Source organism: Myceligenerans pegani, from assembly GCF_014892515.1.
Classification (GTDB): Bacteria; Actinomycetota; Actinomycetes; order Actinomycetales; family Cellulomonadaceae; genus Myceligenerans; species Myceligenerans pegani.
The window spans coordinates 205,372-220,690 of sequence record NZ_JADBGR010000104.1; the positions used below are offsets into that span (position 1 = coordinate 205,372).

Consider the following 15,319-nt stretch of genomic DNA (forward strand, 5'->3'; position numbering starts at 1 on the left):
TGCCACCAACACGCGCTGGGGAGATGAGTCGATGAGCAACGACGGTGGCGTGCCCGGCCAGGGCGGCCAGAACCCGCAGGACCCGTACGGACAGCAACCCGGTGGGCAGCAGAATCCGTACGGGCCGCCGGGAGCGGATGGCGGGCAGCCGCAGCAGCCACCGAGCGGATCGCAGCCGGAGCCGCCGCAGTACGGGCAACCCCAGTACGGCCAGCCGCAGTACGGGCAGTACGCCCCGCCCGGCTACCAGGCGCAGACGCCCGTGCCCATGGGACATTCGGTGCCCTGGGCGCCGCCGTCCATCGGCGAGTCCCACCGCTACGCCTGGCAGTCGTTCGGCCGGAACGCCGGCGTCTGGATCGTGATGGGGCTGCTGCTGGTCGTCGTGGGCGGCGTCGTCTTCTTCGTGATGAACCCGTGGTTCGGCGCGGCGTTCGCGCAGTTCCCGGAGCTGATGGAGAGCAGCGACCCGGCCGCGATCACCCGGTGGGAGGAGGAGCTCACGTCCGCCTCGATGGAGCCCGGGGCGATCGTGTTCAGCGTCATCTCCAGCGTGATTCTCCAGGTCCTCGGGATGACGTTCTACGCGGCCGCGCTGGCGTCCACGCGTAAGCAGCGCATCGGCTTCGGCGACTTCTTCGCGCTGCGGAACTGGGGCGGCATCCTGCTCCTCGCCCTCCTCATGGTGCTCATCAGCAACGTGGTCGCATTGATCCCTCTCGTGGGGTGGCTCATCCAGCTCGTGGTCGGTGTCCTGCTCGTCGCCGCGCCCTACTTCGTCCTGGCGAAGGACATGAACGCGATCCAGGCGATCTCCTCGAGTGTCAGGCTCGTGACATCGAACCTCGGGCTCGTCGTGCTCGCGTACCTGATCGTCCTCGGGTACACGTTCGCGGGGGCGTGCCTGTGCCTGATCGGGCTCCTCGTGGTCGCACCGTTCTCGGTGATCTTCGGGGCGCACCTGTTCCGGAGGCTGCAGGGCGAGCCGATCGAGGCGGAGCAGATGGCGGCGTGATCACGCCGCGTGCGTCAGCCGTCGGCCTCCGGCTCTCGGGCGTCGCAGGTCCGCGGAGACGTCACGCCGGTGTTGCCGGTGCGCAGTCCTGCCCGGCCGACCATGTGCGCGGCCACGGGGGAGGTCATCAGCTGGAACACGGCGACCAGGAGGAGCATGGCGACCGACGTGCGGTCCTGCAGCCGCAGCGCGAGCGCGGTCAGGAGCAGCAGCAGTCCGAGCACCTGCGGCTTGGCCACGACATGCATCCGGGAGAACAGGTTGTCGAACCGCGTGACACCGACGCCTGCGGAGAACGAGAAGAAGGCCCCCAGCAGCAGGCAGAGCGCGGCAGCAACGTCCGATACGACGATCATGAGTTTCCTCGTTCGCCGGAGTCCTCGGGTCCGCTCCCGCGGCCGGCCCGACGTTTCGGCCCGTCGGTCTTGGGCGGCTCGACGGAGGCGAAGCGGGCGATCGTCACCGACCCGATGAAGCCGACCATGGACAGCACGACCAGGATGGGCACCGACTCGATGCGGCGGGACAGTGCGGCCTCGACCGCGACGGCGCCGACGAGCGTCGTCGTGAGCACGTCGAACGCGACCGTGCGGTCCAGCATCGAGGGCCCTCGCTCCATCCGGACAAGCGCGAACAGGGCGCCCACGGCAAGCAGGGCTGTGGCGCCCACCCCGGCGGCGACCATCATCGGCGTTCCTCCTCGCTCGGCGGGACATGGGGATGCACAACCCGGTCAACCAGCCCGGCGCGGACCAGCTCCGCCTGGGGAGCGAACGCCCGTAGCAGCCGCTCCTCCAGCGCGAGCGTGGCGTCGCGCACTGCGCCTGGACCGCCTGAACCGGTGAGGTCGAGAACATGCACGTGCAGAGTGGGACCGGCCCTGTCGAGGTCGACGACGAGCGTCCCGGGGACCAGGGACGACAAGCTTGCCGTCGTCGCGACGAAGAGCTCCGACGTCGTGCGCAGGGGTACTTCGACGAGCCCGCCACGCGGCGGTGCGCTTGGCCGCACCGCGGTCCAGGCCACCTGGAACGACGCGAGCACGAGGTCGGTCACGAACCGGCCGAGGAGGTGGACCAGCGCGCCGGGCCGTATGGTTGCGGCCGTTCCCAGGGACGGCAGGGGGAACGCTACGGCGACGAGCGCGCCGAGCACCGCCCCCGACACGACGTTCGCCCAGGACAGGTCCCCCCACAGCAGCACCCAGAGCAAGGCGCCCAACGCCATGGTGCGCCATGGTCGGGTGAACCGGGCGAGGGGGCGCCGCGGTGTTCCGGTGGGCTCGGTCAGTTTCACGGTTGATCCTCCCCGGTATCGTTCGTGACCTCGTCGGACTCACCGGTGCCACGTGGTGCGCCATCGGGAAACACCGCATCGATGTAGGCCTCCTCGCCCATGACCGTGCTCGCGGCTCGCTCGGCGTAGTCGTAGAGGGGCCCGGCTACCACGGTGAGTCCCACACCGATCGTGACCAGCGCTGCTGTCGGGCCGACCATGCCCCAGGGCAGGTGGGATTCCTCGGGGAGTTCCTGCCCGTCGGGGCGCGGCTGCCAGAACGCCTTGTTCCAGGCCCGGATCACGGCGTACAGCGTCAGCAACGAGGTGACCACGGACCCGACGACCAGGAGCCAGGCCAGTGCGGAGCCATCGAGTACACCGGCCTCCAGCAGGCCCACCTTGCCCAGGAAACCGGACAGCGGCGGGACGCCGGCAAGGCTCATGGCCGGTATGAAGAAGAGAACGGCCAGACCGGGAGCGAGGGTCGCGAGGCTACCCAGGCGTTCGAGCGACGTCGTGCCGGTTCGGCGTTCCACGAGCCCGACCACCAGGAACAGAGCGGTCTGCACGGTGATGTGGTGCACCACGTAGAAGATGGCCGCTGCGGTGCCGGCCTGGGTGGCAAGCGCCACGCCGAAGATCATGTAGCCGATGTGACTGACCAGCGTGAACGACAGCAGACGTTTCACGTCGTCCTGTGCGACGGCGCCCAGGATGCCGATGAGCATCGTGGCGAGCGCCAGAACGAGCAGGACGATCTCGAGCGCCTCGTTCCGGGGGAAGAGGAGCGTCTGGGTACGCAGGATCGCGTAGACGCCGACCTTCGTGAGCAGGCCCGCGAACACGGCGGTCACCGGTGCGGGGGCGGTCGGGTAGGAGTCGGGGAGCCATGCGGACAGCGGAAAGATGGCCGCCTTGATCCCGAAGGCGAGCAGCAGCAGCGCCTGGATGCCCAGCCGTACGCCGGGATCGATCTCGGGCAGTCGCTCGGCGAGTTGTGCCATGTTCACCGTTCCCGTCGCGCCGTAGGCCAGGCCGACGGCCAGCAGGAACAGGATCGAGCTCAGCAACGCGACGACGACGTAGATGCTGCCGGCGCGGATGCGTTCGACGGTGCCGCCGAGCGTGAGGAGCACGTAGGAGGCGGCGAGCAGGACCTCGAACCCGACGAACAGGTTGAACAGGTCACCGGCGAGGAAGGCGTCCCCGACACCGGCCGCCAGGATGAGGAACGTCGGGTGGAAGATCGCCACCGGCAGGACGTTGCGGCGCCGCAACTCGTCGGCGTCGGGATCCTGCGCCTCCAGGATCCGGCGTATGGCCTCCGTGTCGTGCACCAGGGGCGCCGCCCGGTCGCCGCTGTCGGCGATGCCCTGCGCCATCGAGTACAGCAGCACGCAGAGCAACACGACACTGCTCACGAGCAGCATCAGCGCGGCGAGCGGATCGGCCACCAGGTTGACACCGACCGGGGCCGCCCATCCGCCGACGTCGTACACCACCGGCGCGTCGCGGGCGAAGACGACGAGGCCCGCGGCGGCGACCGTCACCACGGACAGCGCGGCCACGGAGATGATCCGCTGTGCCCGGTCGTACCTGTGGAGGGCCAGGGCCAGACCGGCCGCGAACAGCGGCACCAGTACCGGCAGGGGGACGAGTGTCTGCACTGTCCAGGGATTCACGTGTCACCACCCCCGCGGGCGGAGGAGTCGGGCCGGCGCCTCGTCGCGGCATCCGGGAACGCGACCTCGTCCCGGGCGGCCACCGCCTCCTCGTCGAGCATGGCCCCGGACCCGAGAGCGTCGCTGTCGGCGTAGGACGGTACGTCGTGCTCGGCCAGCCGCGCGATACGGGCGTCCTCCAGGTCGTCCTGCACCTCGTCGTGCTCGTGCAGCTGCCAGGAGCGATACGCCATGGCCAGCACGAACGCCACCAGGGCGAGCGTGATCACGATGGAGGTCAGGATCATGGCCTGGGCCAGCGGATCGCTCATCGGCTCCGTCGCACCGGCCCCGCCGGTGATCGGTGGGGCTCCCGCGCGGCCGCCGGCAACGAGGATCGCGAGGTTCACACCGTTGCCCAGCAGTACGAAGCCGAGCAGGACACGGGTGAGCGATCGTTCCAGCAGGAGGTAGACGCCCGCGGCGAACAGCACGCCCACCGCGAGGAGCAGGGCGCCCGACGGCACGGTGTCGAGGACGATCATGCGGACTCACCTCCGGTGAGGTCGGCCGTACGCCGATCCGAACCTGGTAGCCGGGAGGGGGACTCGGCCTGCCGGTCGAGCTCGGCGCCGAAGGTACGCAGAATGTCGATGACCAGGCCGATGACGACGAGGAACACGCCGATGTCGAAGAACAGACTGGTGACCAGGTGCACGTCACCCACCACCGGCAGGTGCAGGTCCACGATCGTGCTCTCGAGCGCCGCCTGACCGATGAGCAAGGCCGCGAGGCCGACGCCGGCCGAGAGGAACAGCCCGGTGCCGAGCACCAGACCAGGGTGCACCGGTGCGGCCTCGCCCAGCTCGTAGCGCCCGCCGGCCAGGTACCGAACGGCCAGTGCCAGGCCGGCGACCAGACCCGCCGCGAAACCGCCGCCCGGCGCGTTGTGTCCGCTGAACAGCAGGAACAAGGCGAACAGGATCATGGGGTGGAACATGATCCTGGTGAGCACCTCGAACAGCATCGACCGCTGGCTCGGATCGAGCGTGGGTCCTGCCCGCAGCCACTCGCCCTGCCGTGTGTGCTGCGTGGCGGAGCGCGCCGCCGGTTCAGCGGCTTGCAGCGTGGCGGCCCGGTCGAGGCGCAGGACGTCGCTCCTGCGCTGGCGCAGGAAGACCAGCGAGGCGACTCCCGTAGCGGCCACGAGGAGCACCGAGATCTCGCCCACGGTGTCCCAGGCGCGGATATCGACGAGCGTGACGTTGACGATGTTGCGCCCACCGCCGAAGGCCTCCGCCTCCTCGGGGAAGTCCACCGACACGGGCAGATGCACTCGTGCGAGCGGCGCGGTCGCCACGAAGAGCATCACGACCAGCCCGGTGGTCACACCGATGGCGAGCCGTACCCATCTGCTCGCCGCCAGGGGCCGGTCGGAGAAGTAGGGCGGCAGACGCCGCAGCACCAGGATCATGACGATCAGGATCAGCGTCTCGGCCAGCACCTGGGTCAGCGCGAGATCGGGGGCTCCGTGCAGCACGAACAGGGCGGCGTTGCCGTAGCCGGCCACCCCCGCGAGTATCACGGCCTTCAGCCGGCGTCGGGCGTTGGCGGTCAGTACGGCGGCCGCCACGACGACCAGGACGACGGCCAGCTGCGCGGGGCGGTCCCATGGCACCACCGCGAAGGGACCGAGCTCGAGCGTCCTGTTCTCCGCGGCGGGGAGGGACGCGGCGGGGAGGGACGCGTCGCCGGACCGGTCGGTGAGCCCCCAGGCGAGAGCGAGTCCGGGCCCGACGGCCAGGCCGACGAGGATCATGCCCAGGTAGAGGGGCAGGGACCCCCGCTGCGTACCGGCGGTGACGGCGCCCGCGAGCAGGTCCAGCTTCCGCATGAGGCGCCGGTAGACGACGTCCGCGCCGGCCGGGGACCACAGCGTGTCCTGCAGCCGCTCGACACGGTCGCGCCGCACGAACGCCACCGCGCCGGCCACCAGCACCGCACCGGTGACCGCGAGGGCGGGGGTGAACCCTCCCCAGAGGGTGAGGTGCCCCGGCTCTCCGGCGGGGTAGGTGTCCGCGTGCGGCGCCAGGAGCCTCTCGCCGATGCCGGGTACGAGGGCGACGACGAGGCCGAGGACGGCCAGGACGAGCGGAGGCGCGACCATCCAGAACGGCTGGGGGTGCACGACGTCGTGGGAGGCGTCGGATCGCATCGCAGCGGGGAGTCCTGACGCCGGCGGTCCCGGGCGGGACGTGAGGCGAGGCTTGAAGGCGCCCCAGAGAAAGCGCAGGCCGTAGGCCACGGTGAGTACCGAACCCACGGCGACCACGCCGATCATCACCGTGGCCAGGGCGTCGCCGTCATGTGCCCAGGCCTCCAGCGCGGCCTCCTTGGCGACATAGCCGGCGAAGGGCGGCAACCCGATCATCGAGGCCGTCGCGAGTGTCGCGGCCAACGCGGTGACGGGTAGCCTCCGCCCGACGCCGGCGAGCCGGCGTAGGTCGCGGGTGCCGGTCGCCGCATCGACGACGCCGACGACAAGGAACAGGGACGCCTTGAACATGGCATGAGCTCCGAGGAGAGCCAGGCCCGCGAGGGCGGTGGCGCGCGTCCCGTAACCGAGCAGCAGCACGAGAAGCCCGAGCTGAGAGACCGTGCCGAACGCCAGCAGCAGTTTGAGGTCGTGCTGGCGCAGCGCACGATACCCGCCGAGCAGGAGCGTGGTTCCGCCGAGCACCAGCACCACGGCGCGCCACGCCGCCAGGTCGGAGAACGCGGGCGCGAAGCGCGCCACCAGGTAGACACCGGCCTTCACCATGGCCGCGGCGTGCAGGTAGGCCGACACCGGAGTCGGGGCCGCCATCGCAGCCGGCAGCCAGAAATGCGTGGGTACGAGCGCGGACTTCGTGGCCGCGCCCGTGAGCAGGCACAGCACGGCGCCGGTCACGGCGGGCCCGGACGGCGGCTCCGCGACGACGGCGGAGACGCTCCAGGTGCCGGCGGTCACGCCGAGCACGACGATGCCGACCAGCATCACCAGCCCACCAGCGGTGGTGACGACCATTGCCTGGATCGCCGCGCGCCGCGACGCCTTGCGGTCCGTGTAGTGGCCGATCAGCAGATAGGAGAACACCGCGGTGAGCTCCCAGAACACCAGCAGGACCAGCATGTCGTCAGCGATGACCAGGCCCGCCATGGAACCCGCGAACGCCACGAGGAAGCCACCGAACCGGCCGAGACCATGCGCATCGCGCGCGAAGTAGACGCTGCAGTAGAGCAACACCAGGGTTCCGACCGATCCGACCACCAAAAGCATCATCCAGGACAGCGGGTCGAGCCGAAGATCGACGGCGAGACCCAGCGCGGGAATCCACGGCAGATGCTCGGCCGCAGTGCGCCCGGCCAGGATGTTCCCCGTCTGGGACAGGGCGTACGCGGCCGCTGTCGCGGGGCCGAGAGCCAGGATCCAGAACGCTCGCCGTCCGAGGCGAGCGACCAGAGCGGGCGCGGCCAGGGCGACGAGTGTGTGCGCGAGAAGTACGGGAAGCACGTCCGCTCCGTCCTGTCAGGCTCGCGGCCGGCGTGGGCTGTTCTGCAAGCGGTCAGCACTCCTTCTGGGACGGGTCGGGCCCGGGTGGTCGTATCGACGTCGGCTCCTCGAACATAGGGACCTTGAGCAGGGACTCGCATGCCCGGCCACGCGCCGCCGTTGCTCTCGGTACGGGCAGGAGCGAGATTCGGCTAGCGGTACCAGCCTCGCAACGTCGGTGACCTACCCCGTCGGCGCCGCGCCACCAGCCGCTTCGCAGGGGGTCGATCCCCAAGCCCCACTCGCGCCATGGCGTAGCGCGTGACCAGTGCCGCGAGCACGATCACGCCGGCGACCAGAAGCGTTGCCAGGTCCATGCACCATGGTTTCCAGCCACGACGGCGACGGGCAATGGGGTCTGTCCCTCATTTCTCGCGGTAGGCCGGCGGGGCCGGGTCGGCGCGACGCGTTGCCCGCTATGGACCGGTGAGCGCGAGTTCCGGTCGCGGTGTGTCGGCCTGCGAGTGACAGTTGCTCGGGAGAGCCCCGAGCGAAAGGCGAACAATGAGCGAGAACACACCGCGTGGTCCCGTCGACCCGCCCGATCCGGAGTCCGGCGCGTCGGGGACCGGCGAATCCGAGCCGCGACCGCCCTCGGACCGCCCCACGGAACCGCAACGAGCCGACGAGCCCGCGGCGGCCGCGCCGCCCGCGGGGCCGCCTTCCGGCGGAGAGGGGCCACCGCCGATCGGCCGGCACGGTGCGCCACCACCGGCCGGCGACGGGGCCGAGCCGCGCGCGGCATCCGGAACGGGACCCGGTGCCCAGCCCGCTCCCGGCGGATACGGCGCACCCCCGCCCGGTGGATATGCGGCGCAGCCGCCCGGCGGGCCCGGGGCGCCTCCTCCCGGCGGGCCCGGCACACCTCCGCCGTACGGTGGCGGGGGCGCGGCCGGCGCGGGTGCGGCGAGCGGCGGTGCGGCCGTCCCGTCCGGGAGCTTCCGGGTCGGCGAGGCGCTGGGGTACGCCTGGAGGACGTTCACGGGCAACGCCCTCGTGTGGATCTTGTTCGTCCTGCTGCTGATCGTCGTGGGCGCGGTGTTCAACTCCGGCAACATCACGAGCTACCAGGAGATGCTGCGGGACTCGGGGAGCCTGTCCTACACGACCCAGATGGACACCGGCCTGACGTTCGGCGGTTCGCTGCTCGGGCTGATCGGGGCGGTGCTCACCGGCATCATCCAGGGGCTGGGCACGAACGCGGCCCTGCGCGAGGCCTCCGGCGTGAAGCCGACGTTCGCGTCGCTGTTCCAGGCGCCGAAACTCGGCATGATCGTCGTGGCGGCGCTGCTGCTGACGGCGGCGCAGTTCGTCGGGGCCCTGCTGTGCGGGGTCGGCCTGCTCGTGGTGGCGGTCTTCGCCGTCTTCACGTACCAGGGCGTGATCGACAAGGACCAGAACGCCTGGGACGCCTTCATCGCGAGCTTCAAGCTGGTCGGACGGAACTTCGGCGCAGTGTTCCTCCTCGAGCTCGCCCTGCTCGGGATCAACATCCTGGGCGCGATCCCGTGCGGTCTCGGACTGCTGGTCACGATCCCGCTGAGCCTCATCGCGCTGGCGTTCGCGTACCGCCGTCTGACGGGCGGCCCGGTCATGGCCTGACGAAAGGCCGAGGTGGCGGTTCCCCCGACGGGACCCACCACCTCGGCGGCCAAGGATCAGGCGATGCGGCTCACTTGATGATGCGGATGTTGACCGGGTAGCGGTAGGGGCGCCCCTTGGACGTCTCCACGGCGGCCATGATCATGAACACGAGCGCCGCGATGAACGCCAGGTACAGGATCGCGCCGATCCCGAACGTGATGGTCGTGATGATGGCGATCGCGATGCCGGCGATGACGAGCGTGATCTGGAAGTTCAGCGCCTCCTTCGCCTCCGCGTCCACGTAGCGGCTGCGCTCCTTGAACACGAGCCAGACGATCAGCGGGGCGAAGACGCTCAGGATGATCCCGCCGAGGTGGGCGAGGACCGCCCAGGTGCGCTCCTCGTCGGGCCGCAGCGGCGCCGGCGCGTACCCCGGCGCCCCCTGGTACGGCTGCTGGCCCGGCTGGGCGCCATAGGGCTGCTGACCGGGCTGCTGCGCGGCATAGGGCTGCTGACCGGGCTGCGCACCGTACGGCTGCTGGGGCGCGGCGCCGGACTCGGCGTCATGGTTCGGCTGGGGCGTGGACTCCGGCTGCGGACTCGGCTCCGCGCCGGGAGTCTGGGGCGTCTCGGACATACACCAACCCTAGGGCTTCGCACGCCGTCGTGGTCGAGAACCACGCGGTCCGTTGCCGTAATGATGCCGTTGCCGACGATGCCGTCGCCGCCACGGGGCCGAGCGAGAGCCGGCCGGTCACTCCGCCCCGGGCGCCGTCACGAAGTCGATGAGCTCCTCCACGCGCCCCAGCAGGGCCGGGTCGAGGTCACGGAAGTCCCGCACCGATCCGAGGATCCGCTGCCACGCCCTCGCCACGTCGGCCTGCGAGTCCGCCGGCCAGCCGAGCTCCCGCAGGATGCCGTGCTTCCACTCGACGCCGCGTTCGATCCGCGGCCAGCGCTCCAGCCCGATCCGCCCGGGCTTCACCGCCTGCCACACGTCCACGTACGGATGGCCCAGCACGAGCACGGATCCCGGGTGCACCCCTCGCAGTGCCTCGTCGGCCAGACGCTGCTCCTTCGACCCGGGCACGAGGTGATCGACGAGCACGCCCACCCGGCGCCCGTCGTCGGGCCCGAACTCCGCGAGCCGCTCGGCGAGGTTGTCGATGCCGTCGAGCATCTCGACCACCACGCCCTCGACGCGCAGGTCGTCGCCCCAGACCTTTTCCACGAGCTCGGCGTCGTGCCTGCCCTCGACCCAGATGCGCGAGCCGCGCGCCACACGCGCGGGCGAGTCCGGCACGGCTACCGACCCGGAGGCCGTGCGCGACGGCGGCCGCGGGGCGCGCGACACGACCGGCGCCGTGAGCTCGACCGGCCGTCCCTCGACCCAGAAGCCGGGGCCCAGCGGGAAGGACCGCGTCCGCCCGCGCCGGTCCTCCAGCACGACCACCCGCATCCCGCCCGACGTCTCGACCCGCACCACCGCGCCGACCCAGCCGGACTCGACGTCCTCGACGACGAGCCCGGGTTCGGCCGCGACGGGCCGCGTCTCGGGCTTGCGCCGCCCGCGATGCGCCCCGGGAAACTCGGGGTTCAGGACATCGGCTCCGTATCGGTCGTGCACGGGCCGATCGTAGGTCGGCCGCCCCGCCGCTCCCGGCAAGCCACGCCGACACGCGGCGTGCCCCACGGCCGACGGCCGACCACACACCCACACGGTCTACGCACGCGCGCGGAGCGCCGCCTCCGTGCGGGACGAGACACCCAGCTTGCGCAGGATCGCGGAGACGTGCACCGAGACGGTCTTCGGCGAGATGAACAGCCGGCCGGCGATCTCCCCGTTGGTCATCCCCTCCGCGACCAGGTCCAGCACCTGTCGCTCGCGCGCCGTCAGCGGCTCGGTGCCGGCCGGCGACGTCGTGTCCGACGGCGGTCGCGCGGCCCCGGCACCGGTCGTGCCCTCGGCACGCGGTTCCCCGGCACCGCCACCCAGCCCTGCCCGCTCCAGCAGCCCTGTCGCCCAGCCGGTGATCAGCCCCGCGCCGATCCGCTCCGACTCCGCCACCGCGCGCTCCAGCCGGTCGCGGGCGCCCGCCCGGTCGCCCGCGTCGAGGAGCGTCTCGCCCTCCCGGAACAGCGCGTACGGGCGCAGATGGGCCGGCCCGGGCAGGTCGGCGACCGCCGGCCACGGCCCCGTGCCGAGCTCCGCCTCGAACAGCGCCGCCCACACGGGATGCGTCGGCCAGTGGGAGCACGCCGCCAGCGCGGCACGGTACGGCGCGTCGTCCACCTCCTGGCCGGCCGCGCGCAGGCACGTGATCGCCCGGGCGGCGACGGCGAGCCGCGGCAGGTCGTACGGCGGAAGCACCTGGTGCCCCTCGGCGGCGACCTCCGACACGAGCCCGAGCGCCTGCCCCGGCTCGTCGCGCAGCAGGGCGAGCTCGGCCTGCGTGACCGCCACCTTCGACCGGACCTGCACCTCCAGGCTCCCGAACCGCTCCCAGGTGGCGGCCCGCCGCCGCGCCTCGGCCTGCGCCTCGTCCACCAGGCCGCGCCACATCGCGAGCCACGTCCAGCGCTCGGTGAGGTACGCGGCGTAGATGCTCGTGTGCAGCAGGGGGATGTGGCGCTCGTACCAGACGGCGGCGTCGGCCCAGCGGCCCTGCCCGATCCACGCCTCGGCGATGTTCCCCTCCACCATGGAACGGGTGCCGTCGGGCATGAGCAGCGCGTCGCCGGTCGCGCCCTGCCCGCGCTGGGCGCCCTTGGCGGCGATGGCCTCCGCGCCCGCCCAGTCACCCGCGATCAACCGGGCGTCCGACCCGTTGATGTAGTACCGGCTCGCCGCGTACCAGTCGTCGCCCGCGATCTCGAACCCGCGATCGATGTCGTCGATCCCGCCGGGGTCGCCCCCCAGGTGCCGGCTCACGCCCCGCAGGTTGAGGGCCGTGGCGAGGCTCGCCTGGTCGCCGGCCGCCTCGGCGGCGTGACGGGCGCCGTCGGCCGCCTCGATCGCCTCGCGCGGCCATCCCGCGAGCATCGCGTGACGCGCCTGCATGATCAGGACCCGGGCACGCACGGAGTCGTCGGTGCCCGGCGGCACCAGGGCGAGCGCCCGCTCCAGCAGGCCCGGGCCCTCGTCGCTCCCGGCATGACCCGCGATGAGGGCCGTCGTCGTCCGCGCCCGCGCCAGGCCGACCGGGTCGTCCTGCGGCCACTCGGCCAGCGCCTCGTGCGCGAGGGCCAGGGCGCGCTCGGAGCGGGTCGAGTTCCGCACTGTCTCGGCCACCCGCAGGAGCAGTTCGTGATGCGCCAGCCCGGCCACGTCGGCGGCGTCGGGCACCTGCTCCCAGAGCTCCAGGGCACGCTCTCCGAGGGAGACGGCGGTGGAGACCGCGGCGGCGCCGGCCGCGGCGTCGTGCCCGACGACGGCGGCCGCCAGGGCGTTGCCCAGCACGCCCGCCTTCCACCAGTGGTCGGCGATGCGGGACAGCTTCATCACCGACCGGGCTCGGGCGTTCAGGGCCGTGGTCAGTGCCCGCGCGTACGCCGCGTGCAGGCGCCGGCGCTCGCCGGGCAGGAGTTCGGCGTACACGGCCTCCTGCACGAGGGCGTGCCGGAACTCGTAGCCCACGTCGGTCGCGACGAGGACGGCGCCCTCCACCGCCTCGCGGGTCACCTGGTCGGGGTCGTCGCCGACGGCGCCCGCGGCGTCCGCGACGACGTCGTCGAGCACGTCGTGCCAGACCCGCGGCCCGGCGACCGCCACGACCCGGCACAGCGCCTGCGCCTGGGGGCTCAGGCGCCAGTAGCGCAGGAGGAGGATGTCGCGCAGCGACTCGGGCAGCTCCGAGCCGAGGAAGCCGGCGAGCTCCTCCACGTAGAAGGGCACTCCCGCGGAGCGCTCGACGAGGTCGGACAGGGCGGCGGCATCGAGTTCGGCGGCGCTCAGGTCACGCGCCATCGTCCGGACCTCGTCCTCCCCGAGGCGGTCCAGGTCGAGGCGCGTCGCCACCCGCGCGCGGTCGAGCTCGGCGACGGCGGCCCGCAGCGGGTGCCCGCGCCCGACGTCGTCGCTGCGGTAGGTGAGCACCAGGAGCAGGCCGGCCGGCGCGGTCCGGGCCAGCCGGACGGCGAGGGCACGGGTGACGTCGTCGGACCAGTGCAGGTCCTCGAGGACGAGCAGGACGGGGCGGGTGGCGGCCAGCCCGCCCAGGAGGTTCGCGAGCACCTCGGGCAGGCGCTCGGCGCCGGGATCGCCGTCGGGCTCCACGAGCTGGGGCGCGACCACGGACAGCGCGCCCGCGCCGGGCCCGGCCGTCGCGAGGGTCCTCTCGGGGCCGAGCTCGCGCACGACGTCGTGGAGGACACCCATGAGGGCGGCGTACGGCACCGGCCCGGAACCCGAGTCGGCGCACTGGCCGGAGACGAGCGTGACGCCCGCGGCCCCTGAGGTCAGCTCCTCGACGAGGCGTGTCTTGCCGATCCCGGCCTCGCCGGCCACGACCACGGTGCGTCCCGCCCCGGCGCGGACGTCGTCCAGCGCCGTCCGCAGATCCTCGAGCTCGCGGGTACGACCCGCGAGGCGGGCACGGCTGACCGGCATGGGAGCATCGTCCCATGCCGGTCCGGTCGCCGTCCCCGGAATTCGGGGCGCCGTGGTCGTCATGCTCACGCCCAGCGGGCCCGGGCGGGCCGCGCCGCGGCCGCCCGGCGGTCGGTGCCGCGGCCGGTCTCCCGCGTCCCGCGGGTCTCCCGGAGCTCGCGCTCCCGGCGCTTCTGCTCGTTGCGGCGGGTGATCTCCTGCTCGTTGCGGCGGTACTCGGAGTAGTCGGTGAACCCGAACATGTCTGATCCCTCTGCCTTCTGGTGTCCGGCACCGGTTCCTCTCCGGCGCTGGTACCAGCCTCGGAGATGAGGTAGCGGCGGCGGATCGGGCGGTCGCCGTATCTTCGCCGGGGCGCCCCGACCGCGTGCGGCAGCCGCCTAAGGCATCTCCCTACCCGCCGGGTGGGGGAGCGGCGCCGCTCGACGTGAGGCGGACCGGCGGGACCGGTAATTTCTGAGCATGGGACGTCTTCTGATGGACCTCGCCGTCGGAGCCGCGCACGTCGTGGCCCTGGGCATCGGCCGGATGCCCGAGCGGATGCTGCACGGGCTCGCGGGGGCGCCGCACGTCGTCGACGGACAGTCTCTCTATCCGGAGGTGCGCATCGCCCAGCGGCTCGGCGCGCTGCGCCCCACGCCCGACATCGGCGTCCTCGAGACACGCGCCCGCGTGAAGCGGCAGGCCAGGATCCTGGGGACGCGGCCCGCCGTAGGCCGTGTCGAGAACCTCAGCATCCCCGGCCCCCGGGGCCGCATCCCGCTGCGGGTCTACCAGGGCGACCCGGCCGTCCCGCCGGACGGCGTGCTGGTCTGGTACCACGGCGGCGGCTGGGTGGTGGGCGGCCTGTCCACGGCCGATCCGGTGTGCCGTGCCCTGGCACTGAGCTGCAACCTCATGATCGTGTCTGTTCGCTACGGCCTCGCTCCCGAGCATCCCTTCCCCGAGGGTCTCGACGACGCCGTGACCGCGTTCCGCTGGGTGCGGGCGAACTCCCGCCGCTGGCGTCCCGAACTGAGCCGGCTCCCGGTCGCCGTCGGCGGGGACAGCGCCGGCGGCAACGCCGCCGCGGTGGTCGCGAACCTGACGCGGGACGACGCCGGACCCGGCGAGGCCCGCACCGGCGCGCCGGACTTCCAGCTGCTGCTCTACCCGGCCACGGACGCCACCACGCGGTACCCGTCGAGCACGATGTTCGACGGGTACGGCCTCGCGGCGGCACGCGTGAACTGGTACCTGGACCGGTACCTGACCGATCCCGGCCAGACGAAGGATCCGCGGGTGTCGCCGATGGTGGCCGACGACCTGACGGGGGTGGCGCCCGCGCACGTCGTCGTGGCCGGGTTCGACGTGCTGCGCGACGAGGGGCTGGCGTACGCCGAGCGGCTGCGCGAGGCGGGGGTCCGGGTGTCGGTCCAGGTGGCAAGAGGGCATGTGCACGCCTTCGCGAACGCGACGGGCGCCAGCCGCAATGCGCGGCGGCACCTGGCGCGTGCGGCGCGGATCACGGAGACGGCCTTGGCGCGGCGCGTTCCGCGTGTCGGTCACCCCGCGTAGGATTGGCACTCGTAGAGCGAGAG

13 protein-coding genes are annotated in these 15,319 nt (G+C 72.4%); 3 read left to right on the plus strand and 10 right to left on the minus strand.

Annotated elements, in window-relative coordinates:
• The first annotated feature begins 31 nt into the window (after positions 1-31).
• Positions 32-1,015 (plus strand): DUF2189 domain-containing protein, encoded by a 984-nt coding sequence (locus IIE03_RS18920; RefSeq protein ID WP_192864312.1) that lies wholly within the window; start codon positions 32-34, stop codon positions 1,013-1,015.
• Positions 1,016-1,029: 14 nt separating this feature from the next.
• Here the strand turns inward: IIE03_RS18920 and mnhG are convergent, their stop codons facing one another.
• Genes mnhG through IIE03_RS18950 form a run of 6 tightly spaced genes read right to left on the minus strand, consistent with a single transcriptional unit; the run spans position 1,030 to position 7,507 of the window.
• The gene (gene mnhG, locus IIE03_RS18925) at positions 1,030-1,371 is read right to left on the minus strand and encodes a monovalent cation/H(+) antiporter subunit G (RefSeq protein ID WP_192864313.1); all 342 of its coding nucleotides are present in this window, start codon (positions 1,369-1,371) and stop codon (positions 1,030-1,032) included.
• On the minus strand, positions 1,368-1,703 hold the full coding sequence (locus tag IIE03_RS18930; RefSeq protein ID WP_192864314.1) for an MrpF/PhaF family protein: 336 nt from the start codon (positions 1,701-1,703) through the stop codon (positions 1,368-1,370). The genes mnhG and IIE03_RS18930 overlap by 4 nt, the downstream gene beginning before the upstream one ends.
• The gene (locus tag IIE03_RS18935) at positions 1,700-2,311 is read right to left on the minus strand and encodes a Na+/H+ antiporter subunit E (RefSeq protein WP_318843067.1); all 612 of its coding nucleotides are present in this window, start codon (positions 2,309-2,311) and stop codon (positions 1,700-1,702) included. The genes IIE03_RS18930 and IIE03_RS18935 overlap by 4 nt, the downstream gene beginning before the upstream one ends.
• Complete coding sequence (locus IIE03_RS18940; RefSeq protein WP_192864315.1) at positions 2,308-3,975, minus strand: Na+/H+ antiporter subunit D; 1,668 nt, start codon at positions 3,973-3,975, stop codon at positions 2,308-2,310. The genes IIE03_RS18935 and IIE03_RS18940 overlap by 4 nt, the downstream gene beginning before the upstream one ends.
• A complete protein-coding gene (locus IIE03_RS18945) occupies positions 3,972-4,499 on the minus strand; it encodes a Na(+)/H(+) antiporter subunit C (RefSeq protein WP_192864316.1) in 528 nt (175 codons plus the stop codon). Before IIE03_RS18945 ends, IIE03_RS18940 begins: the two co-directional genes overlap by 4 nt.
• The gene (locus IIE03_RS18950; RefSeq protein WP_192864317.1) at positions 4,496-7,507 is read right to left on the minus strand and encodes a Na+/H+ antiporter subunit A; all 3,012 of its coding nucleotides are present in this window, start codon (positions 7,505-7,507) and stop codon (positions 4,496-4,498) included. The genes IIE03_RS18945 and IIE03_RS18950 overlap by 4 nt, the downstream gene beginning before the upstream one ends.
• Before the next feature lie 543 nt (positions 7,508-8,050).
• Here IIE03_RS18950 and IIE03_RS18955 point away from each other — a divergent pair.
• Positions 8,051-9,148 carry a DUF2189 domain-containing protein gene (locus tag IIE03_RS18955; RefSeq protein WP_192864318.1) on the plus strand — a complete coding sequence of 366 codons (1,098 nt, stop codon included), beginning with the start codon at positions 8,051-8,053 and terminating at the stop codon, positions 9,146-9,148.
• A 70-nt stretch (positions 9,149-9,218) separates the two neighbouring features.
• Here the strand turns inward: IIE03_RS18955 and IIE03_RS18960 are convergent, their stop codons facing one another.
• The 4 genes from IIE03_RS18960 to IIE03_RS18975 all read right to left on the minus strand — a co-directional run bounded on the left by IIE03_RS18960 (position 9,219) and on the right by IIE03_RS18975 (position 13,981).
• Entirely contained in the window at positions 9,219-9,767 is a 549-nt protein-coding gene (locus IIE03_RS18960; RefSeq protein ID WP_192864319.1) for a DUF4870 domain-containing protein, read from the minus strand.
• 117 nt (positions 9,768-9,884) lie between these two features.
• Positions 9,885-10,757 (minus strand): DUF3097 domain-containing protein, encoded by an 873-nt coding sequence (locus IIE03_RS18965; protein ID WP_192864320.1) that lies wholly within the window; start codon positions 10,755-10,757, stop codon positions 9,885-9,887.
• 96 nt (positions 10,758-10,853) lie between these two features.
• On the minus strand, positions 10,854-13,739 hold the full coding sequence (locus IIE03_RS18970) for a helix-turn-helix transcriptional regulator (RefSeq protein ID WP_192864321.1): 2,886 nt from the start codon (positions 13,737-13,739) through the stop codon (positions 10,854-10,856).
• A gap of 65 nt (positions 13,740-13,804) precedes the next feature.
• Positions 13,805-13,981, minus strand: coding sequence for a hypothetical protein (locus IIE03_RS18975; RefSeq protein WP_192864322.1), 177 nt, complete (start codon positions 13,979-13,981; stop codon positions 13,805-13,807).
• A 220-nt stretch (positions 13,982-14,201) separates the two neighbouring features.
• Here IIE03_RS18975 and IIE03_RS18980 point away from each other — a divergent pair, with 220 nt between their 5' ends.
• Complete coding sequence (locus tag IIE03_RS18980; protein ID WP_192864323.1) at positions 14,202-15,296, plus strand: alpha/beta hydrolase; 1,095 nt, start codon at positions 14,202-14,204, stop codon at positions 15,294-15,296.
• Positions 15,297-15,319 lie beyond the last annotated feature (23 nt).

Coding starts and splice junctions, on each gene's coding strand:
- IIE03_RS18920 (WP_192864312.1), top strand. CDS start 32: ATGAGCAACGACGGTGGCGTGCCCGGCCAGGGCGGCCAGAACCCGCAG.
- mnhG (WP_192864313.1), bottom strand. CDS start 1,371: ATGATCGTCGTATCGGACGTTGCTGCCGCGCTCTGCCTGCTGCTGGGG.
- IIE03_RS18930 (WP_192864314.1), bottom strand. CDS start 1,703: ATGATGGTCGCCGCCGGGGTGGGCGCCACAGCCCTGCTTGCCGTGGGC.
- IIE03_RS18945 (WP_192864316.1), bottom strand. CDS start 4,499: ATGATCGTCCTCGACACCGTGCCGTCGGGCGCCCTGCTCCTCGCGGTG.
- IIE03_RS18955 (WP_192864318.1), top strand. CDS start 8,051: ATGAGCGAGAACACACCGCGTGGTCCCGTCGACCCGCCCGATCCGGAG.
- IIE03_RS18960 (WP_192864319.1), bottom strand. CDS start 9,767: ATGTCCGAGACGCCCCAGACTCCCGGCGCGGAGCCGAGTCCGCAGCCG.
- IIE03_RS18970 (WP_192864321.1), bottom strand. CDS start 13,739: ATGCCGGTCAGCCGTGCCCGCCTCGCGGGTCGTACCCGCGAGCTCGAG.
- IIE03_RS18975 (WP_192864322.1), bottom strand. CDS start 13,981: ATGTTCGGGTTCACCGACTACTCCGAGTACCGCCGCAACGAGCAGGAG.
- IIE03_RS18980 (WP_192864323.1), top strand. CDS start 14,202: ATGGGACGTCTTCTGATGGACCTCGCCGTCGGAGCCGCGCACGTCGTG.